Genomic DNA, 7,526 nt, shown 5'->3' with positions numbered 1-7,526 from the left:
AGCAGAAGCAGAAGCAGAACAGGAAGAAGTGGCAGTTCCTCAAGCTAAGGTTGAAGAAGTACAAGAGAAGCCGACAGAAAGCTTCTTTGCTCGTCTTAAGCGCAGCCTAAGCCGCACTAAAGCAAACATCGGTGCTGGTTTCTTTGGTCTGTTCAAAGGCAAGCAAATCGATGAAGACCTGTTTGAAGAGCTAGAAGAGCAACTTCTGATTGCTGACGTGGGTATGAATACCACGGTTAAGATCATTGAAAACCTGACAGAAAAAGCATCTCGCAATGACCTAAAAGACGGTGAAGCGCTTTATGGTCTGCTCAAAGAAGAGATGGCAGACATCTTAAGCCAAGTGGAACAGCCACTGGTTGTTGATACCACTAAAACACCTTACGTTATCTTAATGGTGGGTGTGAACGGTGTAGGTAAGACAACTACGATCGGTAAGCTGGCGAAACAATTCCAAAATGAAGGCAAGAAAGTGATGCTAGCAGCGGGTGATACCTTCCGTGCTGCAGCCGTTGAACAGCTTCAGGTTTGGGGTCAGCGTAACGATGTGCCAGTTATCGCTCAACACACTGGTGCGGACAGTGCGTCTGTTATCTACGATGCGATTGAAGCAGCGAAGGCTCGTGGTGTTGATGTTGTGATTGCTGATACAGCCGGTCGTTTGCAGAACAAGAGCAACCTGATGGAAGAGCTACGCAAGATCGTTCGTGTAATGAAGAAGATTGATGACTCTGCGCCACACGAAATCATGCTAACGCTCGATGCAGGTACAGGTCAGAACGCTATCAGCCAAGCGAAGTTGTTCAGTGAAGTGGCTCCAGTTACGGGTATTACACTGACTAAGCTAGATGGTACGGCGAAAGGTGGTGTAATTTTCTCAATTGCTGACCAGTTCCAGATTCCAATCCGCTACATTGGTGTGGGTGAAGGTATTGATGACCTGCGTCCATTTGAATCTAAAGACTTCATTGAAGCACTATTTAGCCGCGAAGAGTAACGCGAGTAGCAAAGTGGTTTATCCTTAATCTGCTACCGTTTTTAAATTTGATATTAGTGATCGTAAGAGGAATTTTCGGTGATCAAATTTCAGCAAGTGAGTAAAGCCTACCGAGGTGGAAGACAAGCGCTCCAAAAAGTGGACTTTCACCTGAAACGTGGAGAGATGGCTTTTTTGGGTGGGCACTCTGGGGCTGGTAAAAGTACCTTGCTGAAGTTGATCTGCGCGATAGAGCGTCCAACTGATGGACGTGTCTGGTTCAACGATCACGATATCACTCGTATCCCAGCCAAAGACATTCCTTTCTTACGCCGTAATATTGGGATTGTTTTTCAAGACCATCGCCTGCTGATGGACCGTTCGATTTTCGATAACGTCGCTCTGCCTATGCGTATTGAATCTATTTCTGAAAACGAAATAAAACGCCGAGTCAGTGCTGCGTTGGATAAAACCGGTTTATTAGATAAAGCCCGTTGTTTGCCAAGCCAACTTTCTGGTGGTGAACAACAACGCGTGGGTATTGCTCGCGCCGTGGTTAACCGTCCAACTCTGCTTTTAGCCGATGAGCCTACCGGTAATCTAGACCCTGAATTATCTAACCGTGTGTTGCGATTATTTGAAGAATTCAACCGCGCAGGTGTGACGATCATCCTAGCGACGCATGATATCGGGTTAGTGAACACTCGCCCTCAGTACCGCCATCTTGAATTAAACCAAGGATTTTTGAGTGAGGTTGAAGACTATGGCCGCGAATAAGCGCATCAAAAAACCTCAATCTAATCGAGCAGCAAACCGCGCTTCAAGCGACGGCTTCTTTGTTGTTCACTGGAAACAAGCCAAGTCATCGTTCTCGCAAATGTGGCAGCGCCCGTTAGGCAACTTACTGACCCTTGCGGTGATCTCTATGGCGTTGGCGATGCCAGCTTGTTTGTACCTATTAGGTAAAAATGTAGGGGAAGTGGCGCAAGATGTCACTAGCCCGTCACAAATAAGTGCTTATGTAGAGGATGGTATTCCTGAGCCACGAGTAATGGTGCTTAAGGATGAAATCGAAAGTTGGGATCAAGTTGAGCTCGTGGAGTACATTTCTCCGCAGCAAGGGCTTGCAGACCTCAGCCAGTATTCTGGTTTTGAAGACGCCCTAACCATTCTCGACGATTATTCACTGCCAGGTGTGCTGGTGATTACGCCAAGCGTGCACAGCGATACCTTAATTAAAGAGCTGGCAGGCACAGTTAAACAACAAGAATTAGTGACCGATGTTCGCCTAGACGAAGATTGGTTAGCGCGATTAGATGCGATCAAAGCATTAGCGGCTGTCATCGTGATTACCTTAACGGTATTGATGCTGGGCGCGGTATTTCTGATTATCGGCAATACACTACGATTTAATGTGTTGGCGCATAAAGAAGAGATTCAAACCATGAAGCTGATTGGTGCGACCGACAGCTACATTCTTCGACCATACCTTTATGCTGGGATGTGGTTTGGCGTTTTAGGTTCGATTAGCGCTTGGGTAATGACGGCATTGATTACCGTATTGCTGAACAGCGCGGTGGATGATTTGGCTCAGCTATACGACAGCCACTTCCGTTTAATTGGCCTGAGTTGGGATGAATCTTTACTGCTTTTGATCGTCGGAACTCTGCTTGGTAGTGTGGCTGCAAAGCTTTCTGCACAGCGTCACCTAAAAGAAATTGAACCAGTTTAGGTGAATAGAGTCATATTTAGACGAAAAATAGGCACTTCTTAACCAGTTTTTGCCTTGTATAGACGAATTGATTATGCATAATTACTTCCCCCTCCTTGAAACCTGTTCATTTTAGGTTCAAGATTGTAGGGTTTTAATAGATGTATTACTCCAGATCAGAGATTGATGAGGAACCGAATGGCAAACCAAGCGTATCAAATGGCTTTAGTCACACAAGATAGTTTAGATAGCTATATCCGCTCAGCGAACAGCTACCCTATGCTGACTCCTGAAGAGGAACGTGGACTTGCAGAGCGATTACATTACAAAGGTGAGATCGACGCTGCGAAAGGCTTGATCCTTTCCCACCTAAGATTCGTGGTGCACGTTGCAAGAGGCTACTCTGGCTACGGGCTACCAATGGCTGATCTCGTCCAAGAAGGTAACATCGGCTTGATGAAGGCTGTTAAGCGCTTCAATCCAGAAGTTGGTGTTCGTCTCGTCTCGTTTGCTGTTCACTGGATCAAAGCTGAAATCCATGAATACGTTCTACGTAACTGGCGTATCGTTAAAATTGCGACCACTAAGGCACAGCGTAAACTGTTCTTTAACCTTCGTAAGTCTAAAAAGCGTTTGGGTTGGTTCAATAACGGTGAAGTTGAGACGGTTGCTCGTGAACTGGGTGTTGAGCCTTCAGAAGTTCGTGAGATGGAATCTCGCTTAGCAGCACAAGATGCGACGTTTGAAGCGCCTATGGACGATGACGATGGCGGTTCTGCTTACACTGCTCCAGTTTACTACCTAGAAGACAAGGCGTCAGACGTTGCTGAGACGGTTGAAGCGGCTAACTGGGAGTCACACACCAATAATCGCCTAGGGCTAGCACTAGCAAGCTTAGACGAGCGTAGCCAACACATTGTTCGCTCACGTTGGTTAGACGACAACAAGGCAACCCTGCAAGACTTAGCGGATACCTACAGTATCTCAGCTGAGCGTGTTCGCCAGTTAGAAAAGAATGCGATGAAGAAATTGAAACAAGCCGTTGGTGATTTCTAATAGCATCTAGTTTCTATTAGCTTCTACTTTCTAGTAGAGCTAACAAATAGCTGAATTTTGAAAAGGCCGAGATCGAGAGATCTCGGCCTTTTTGTTTTGGATCGATTTCTCAACTTTTGCGATCGAAATTTGCAAAATGATTTTGTGGATAACTCTGTGAGAAGTTTATTCGTCAGCTATCTAAAAGCAGTGTGTAGTAAGGCTTTGACGGGGTTTTTCGAGTGGGGATATGTTTCAGTTAACCCACAGTTAGATCAGGATCATTACTACATGTTGTGGATCTATTTTTGAAAAGACACTTTATTCACGCAATTCACAGATTTATCCACAAATGGTGTAAAAGTGATCGCTGGTGGATAACCTTATTAAGTGGATGTGAATGTTAGCCTTGGGATAGGTTACAATGGCAGCAAAGTAAATCAGTATAAAAAGAGAAAGTCATGGACCAGTTTAAACATATCGATGTTAAAGGCGCTCAAGCCCTCATCGAACAAGGCGAAGCTCGACTTGTCGATATACGTGACCCGCAGTCTTTTGCGGTTGCCCACCCAAAAACAGCCTACCACCTGACTAACGATACGATGGTGTCATTCATGGATGAGGTTGAGTTCGAACAACCTATCTTAGTGATGTGCTACCACGGCATCAGTAGCCAAGGTGCGGCACAATATTTAGTGAACCAAGGCTTTGAAGAGGTATATAGTGTTGATGGTGGTTTCGAAGCTTGGCATCGTGCTGAACTTCCAGTGATCGCAGGTTAATGACTTTCATCACCTGAACCGCCTCAAGCATCCCTCATAGAATGAATAGGAAGTAACAATGATTAGATTGATGGTGTTAGACAATCCACGTCTTGCTCAAGCATTTATTGATTATATGGCCTCTCGTCAGATCCCTATTCAGATGTCTCCAGAGGGAGAAGGGCGTTTTGCTCTTTGGCTTCTTGATGGCCAATTTCAGGTTGAAACCGAAGCTGAGCTGAATCGTTTTCTGGCTGAGCCCAATCATAAGCGCTATCAAGCTGCATCTTGGGACATGGCAGAGACCAGAAAGAGCAACTTCCATTACCACACGCCAAGCTTCATGGGCATGATCAAAGCCAAAGCAGGCCCAGTGACACTAAGCCTGATGTTGGTGTGTGTGGTGATTTTTGCGCTGCAACAGATCGGTTTTGGCCAAGCTATTTTCAATGCCCTACATTTCCCAGCGGTGGATGGACAGCAATGGCAGCTGTGGCGTTGGTTGAGTCATGCCGTTCTACATTTCTCTGTTATGCACATCGCATTTAATATTTTGTGGTGGTGGCAGCTAGGTGGAGACATTGAGAAGAAACTTGGCAGCCTCAAGCTACTTCAGATCTTTGCTGTCTCTTCTGCGCTTTCAGGTGCTGGGCAGTATTGGGTTGAAGGGGCGAACTTCGGTGGTTTGTCTGGTGTTGTGTATGCCTTGGTTGGTTACTTATGGGTGGTTGGTGCGAAGGCGCCACAACTTGGTTTAGGTATCCCAAGACAGATTGTCGGCTTTATGTTGGTGTGGTTGGTGCTTGGGTACATGCAGCCATTTATGGCTATCGCCAATACGGCGCATTTAGCTGGTCTAGCCGCTGGTGTGATTATTGGCTTTATCGATGCGATGAAAGCACCAAGCTCGGCAAGAAGCTAATTCATATCTTCTAATGAGTAGCCAAACGATAGAGACAAAAAAAGCGGCCAGATGAGCCGCTTTTTTATTGGGATTCGTTTTACATCATTACTGATAAAAGTATTTGGTAAACAGTAAGTCAGCAATCAGGGTTTTACCTGTCTCTGGAAGCAAAATCTTGTTGAGGTGTTCAACTAAGGATTTTCTTAAGTCTTCACGGCCAGATAGAGATTTAATGGTTTCTTCGTTTTGTTTGCCAAGCAATTCAATCACCGCATCGCGAATCAGTGGTTGGTGATGCTCAATAGCGGCCAAGTCGTTACTATTTGCCACCATGATGTCGAGGCGAACCTGAATGTAGCCCAGTTTTTTACCTTTAGTGTAAAAATTGGTGGTCAGGTCTGGCTCTAGCGTGAAGTAGGCGAGTTTAGCTGCCGACTCCTCTTCAGCGAAACTTGATGCTGAAAAGAGTAGGGTAATCGCAAGAAATATTTGGGCTACATAACGTTTGTGCATATTTGTGACTTTTCTTTAGTTTATTCGCGATATTCGAAACGCATTAGTCTTGTTACAATGAGCGGTCTAAATCTAAATACGTTTACAATTCGAAGAACGCTTTAATTTTGTTCGAAAGTTGAAGCTTTATTGTACGTGTAAAGTCACCTATTGAATACTAGTATGAATCAGCCAATATCGCTGTATCTTAATTCGTTAATGAATGTAGATTGGCAAAGTACAGAAACATTTGATTTTCCTAATGAAACCACCAAAGAGTGGCTGATGGAGCAAGGTTCTCTTTCCCGCAAGTTGGGGAAGTGCTGTCAGCACCTGTCTGTTGAGTTGCTTCATAATCAAGTTGTAGAACGCTCAATGCTGCAACAAGACGAGGAACATCTTTTATCATCGTTTGATTGCTTACTGCGTAAAGTGATTTTAAAGGGTGATGACGAACCGTGGGTGTTAGGTCGAACCTTGATTCCCCGAGTCACATTAGAAGATCATCAGCACTCAGACCTTTCTCAACAAGGTAATGTCCCGCTTGGATTGACCGTTTTTAGTGCTGAGAACGTGGAGCGAGATGCGCTGCAAGTTGGTTGGGTTATCGCAGGCGATGAGCGATTACTCGCGCGTCGTTCTCGATTATGGATGAACCATAAACCGATGCTTGTGGCAGAACTGTTTTTACCAACATCACCCATTTACTCTAAGGAGAGTGTGTAAATGCTTGCCACCAAAGCGAAGGCGTATTGGCAATTAACGCGAATGAATCGCCCGATTGGTACCCTATTACTCCTTTGGCCGACCTTGTGGTCACTGATTATCGCCGCACAAGGTATGCCTGATTTTGATGTCTTGGTTGTTTTTGTACTCGGCGTGGTGTTGATGCGTTCAGCTGGCTGTGTGATCAATGACTTTGCGGACCGTAAAGTAGATGGTCATGTTAAACGTACCAAGCAGCGTCCACTGCCGTCTGGTTTGGTTTCCAGTAAGGAAGCGATTCTGCTCTTTTTAGTGCTAGCCGTAGTTTCATTCTTGCTGGTACTCACCATGAATCCACTGACCATTAAGCTCTCATTTATTGGTGTGGGTCTGGCGTTCATTTACCCTTTCATGAAGCGTTTTACGCATCTTCCACAGTTGTTTCTTGGCTTAGCGTTTAGTTGGGCGATACCAATGGCTTGGGCTGCACAAACCAATGAACTACCAAGTATTGTGTGGTTTATCTTCGTTATTAATGCTTTGTGGACGGTTGCTTACGACACGCAATATGCGATGGTAGACCGAGATGATGACCTGAAGATTGGTATTAAATCGACGGCTATTTTATTTGGTCGCTTCGATAAGCTTATCGTCGGCTCTTTGCAACTTGTTACTCTAGCGATGCTGATTGTGTTAGGTATGCACTACCAATTGGGTGATACTTTCTATTGGGCATTGTTAGCCGCAGGCAGCTTGTTTGTGTACCAACAACATTTGATGCGGCATCGTGACCGAGACTTATGTTTTCAAGCTTTTCTAAATAACAACTATGTTGGCATGGCCGTAACGGTCGGTTTGTTCGTTACCTTCTGGTAAGCATCAGTTTTTATCAAACGAATATTCAAGAAAAAGGCACCCAGTGGGTTAATGCCGTTCACTTAA

At 45.1% G+C, this 7,526-nt stretch carries 9 protein-coding genes; 8 read left to right on the top strand and 1 reads right to left on the bottom strand.

Annotation, left to right across the window (positions count from 1 at the left end; translation table 11 throughout):
• From ftsY to glpG, 6 genes are all read left to right on the top strand, one after another.
• The coding region (gene ftsY / locus AB4323_RS21575) for a signal recognition particle-docking protein FtsY (protein WP_102398534.1) at positions 1–997 on the top strand (997 nt) is incomplete at its 5' end.
• 78 nt (positions 998–1,075) lie between these two features.
• On the top strand, positions 1,076–1,753 hold the full coding sequence (gene ftsE / locus AB4323_RS21570) for a cell division ATP-binding protein FtsE (RefSeq protein WP_004736585.1): 678 nt from the start codon (positions 1,076–1,078) through the stop codon (positions 1,751–1,753).
• The gene (ftsX, locus tag AB4323_RS21565) at positions 1,740–2,708 is read left to right on the top strand and encodes a permease-like cell division protein FtsX (RefSeq protein ID WP_017061038.1); all 969 of its coding nucleotides are present in this window, start codon (positions 1,740–1,742) and stop codon (positions 2,706–2,708) included. Before ftsE ends, ftsX begins: the two co-directional genes overlap by 14 nt.
• 177 nt (positions 2,709–2,885) lie before the next feature.
• A complete protein-coding gene (rpoH, locus tag AB4323_RS21560) occupies positions 2,886–3,743 on the top strand; it encodes an RNA polymerase sigma factor RpoH (protein WP_017055518.1) in 858 nt (285 codons plus the stop codon).
• 440 nt (positions 3,744–4,183) lie between these two features.
• Entirely contained in the window at positions 4,184–4,504 is a 321-nt protein-coding gene (gene glpE / locus AB4323_RS21555) for a thiosulfate sulfurtransferase GlpE (RefSeq protein WP_017061039.1), read from the top strand.
• A gap of 58 nt (positions 4,505–4,562) precedes the next feature.
• Complete coding sequence (gene glpG / locus AB4323_RS21550) at positions 4,563–5,405, top strand: rhomboid family intramembrane serine protease GlpG (RefSeq protein ID WP_017063770.1); 843 nt, start codon at positions 4,563–4,565, stop codon at positions 5,403–5,405.
• 87 nt (positions 5,406–5,492) lie between these two features.
• On the opposite strand, the gene AB4323_RS21545 is transcribed toward glpG, so the two are convergent.
• Positions 5,493–5,900 (bottom strand): flagellar basal body-associated protein FliL, encoded by a 408-nt coding sequence (locus AB4323_RS21545; RefSeq protein ID WP_372153317.1) that lies wholly within the window; start codon positions 5,898–5,900, stop codon positions 5,493–5,495.
• A 162-nt stretch (positions 5,901–6,062) separates the two neighbouring features.
• Between AB4323_RS21545 and AB4323_RS21540 the strand changes: the two genes are divergently transcribed.
• Both AB4323_RS21540 and ubiA read left to right on the top strand, forming a co-directional pair.
• Positions 6,063–6,605 carry a chorismate lyase gene (locus tag AB4323_RS21540; protein WP_164091128.1) on the top strand — a complete coding sequence of 181 codons (543 nt, stop codon included), beginning with the start codon at positions 6,063–6,065 and terminating at the stop codon, positions 6,603–6,605.
• Positions 6,606–7,460: a 4-hydroxybenzoate octaprenyltransferase gene (ubiA, locus tag AB4323_RS21535; protein WP_017063773.1), complete on the top strand. Its 855-nt coding sequence runs from the start codon at positions 6,606–6,608 to the stop codon at positions 7,458–7,460. It begins immediately after the preceding gene.
• Positions 7,461–7,526 lie beyond the last annotated feature (66 nt).

Origin of the sequence: Vibrio sp. 10N.261.52.C11 (assembly GCF_041471405.1) — a bacterium.
Classification (GTDB): Bacteria; Pseudomonadota; Gammaproteobacteria; order Enterobacterales; family Vibrionaceae; genus Vibrio; species Vibrio crassostreae_C.
Note: the sequence above shows the minus strand (reverse complement) of the source record. Positions and strands in the feature narration are given on the sequence as shown.

Coding starts and splice junctions, on each gene's coding strand:
- ftsX (WP_017061038.1), top strand. CDS start 1,740: ATGGCCGCGAATAAGCGCATCAAAAAACCTCAATCTAATCGAGCAGCA.
- rpoH (WP_017055518.1), top strand. CDS start 2,886: ATGGCAAACCAAGCGTATCAAATGGCTTTAGTCACACAAGATAGTTTA.
- glpE (WP_017061039.1), top strand. CDS start 4,184: ATGGACCAGTTTAAACATATCGATGTTAAAGGCGCTCAAGCCCTCATC.
- glpG (WP_017063770.1), top strand. CDS start 4,563: ATGATTAGATTGATGGTGTTAGACAATCCACGTCTTGCTCAAGCATTT.
- AB4323_RS21545 (WP_372153317.1), bottom strand. CDS start 5,900: ATGCACAAACGTTATGTAGCCCAAATATTTCTTGCGATTACCCTACTC.
- AB4323_RS21540 (WP_164091128.1), top strand. CDS start 6,063: ATGAATCAGCCAATATCGCTGTATCTTAATTCGTTAATGAATGTAGAT.
- ubiA (WP_017063773.1), top strand. CDS start 6,606: ATGCTTGCCACCAAAGCGAAGGCGTATTGGCAATTAACGCGAATGAAT.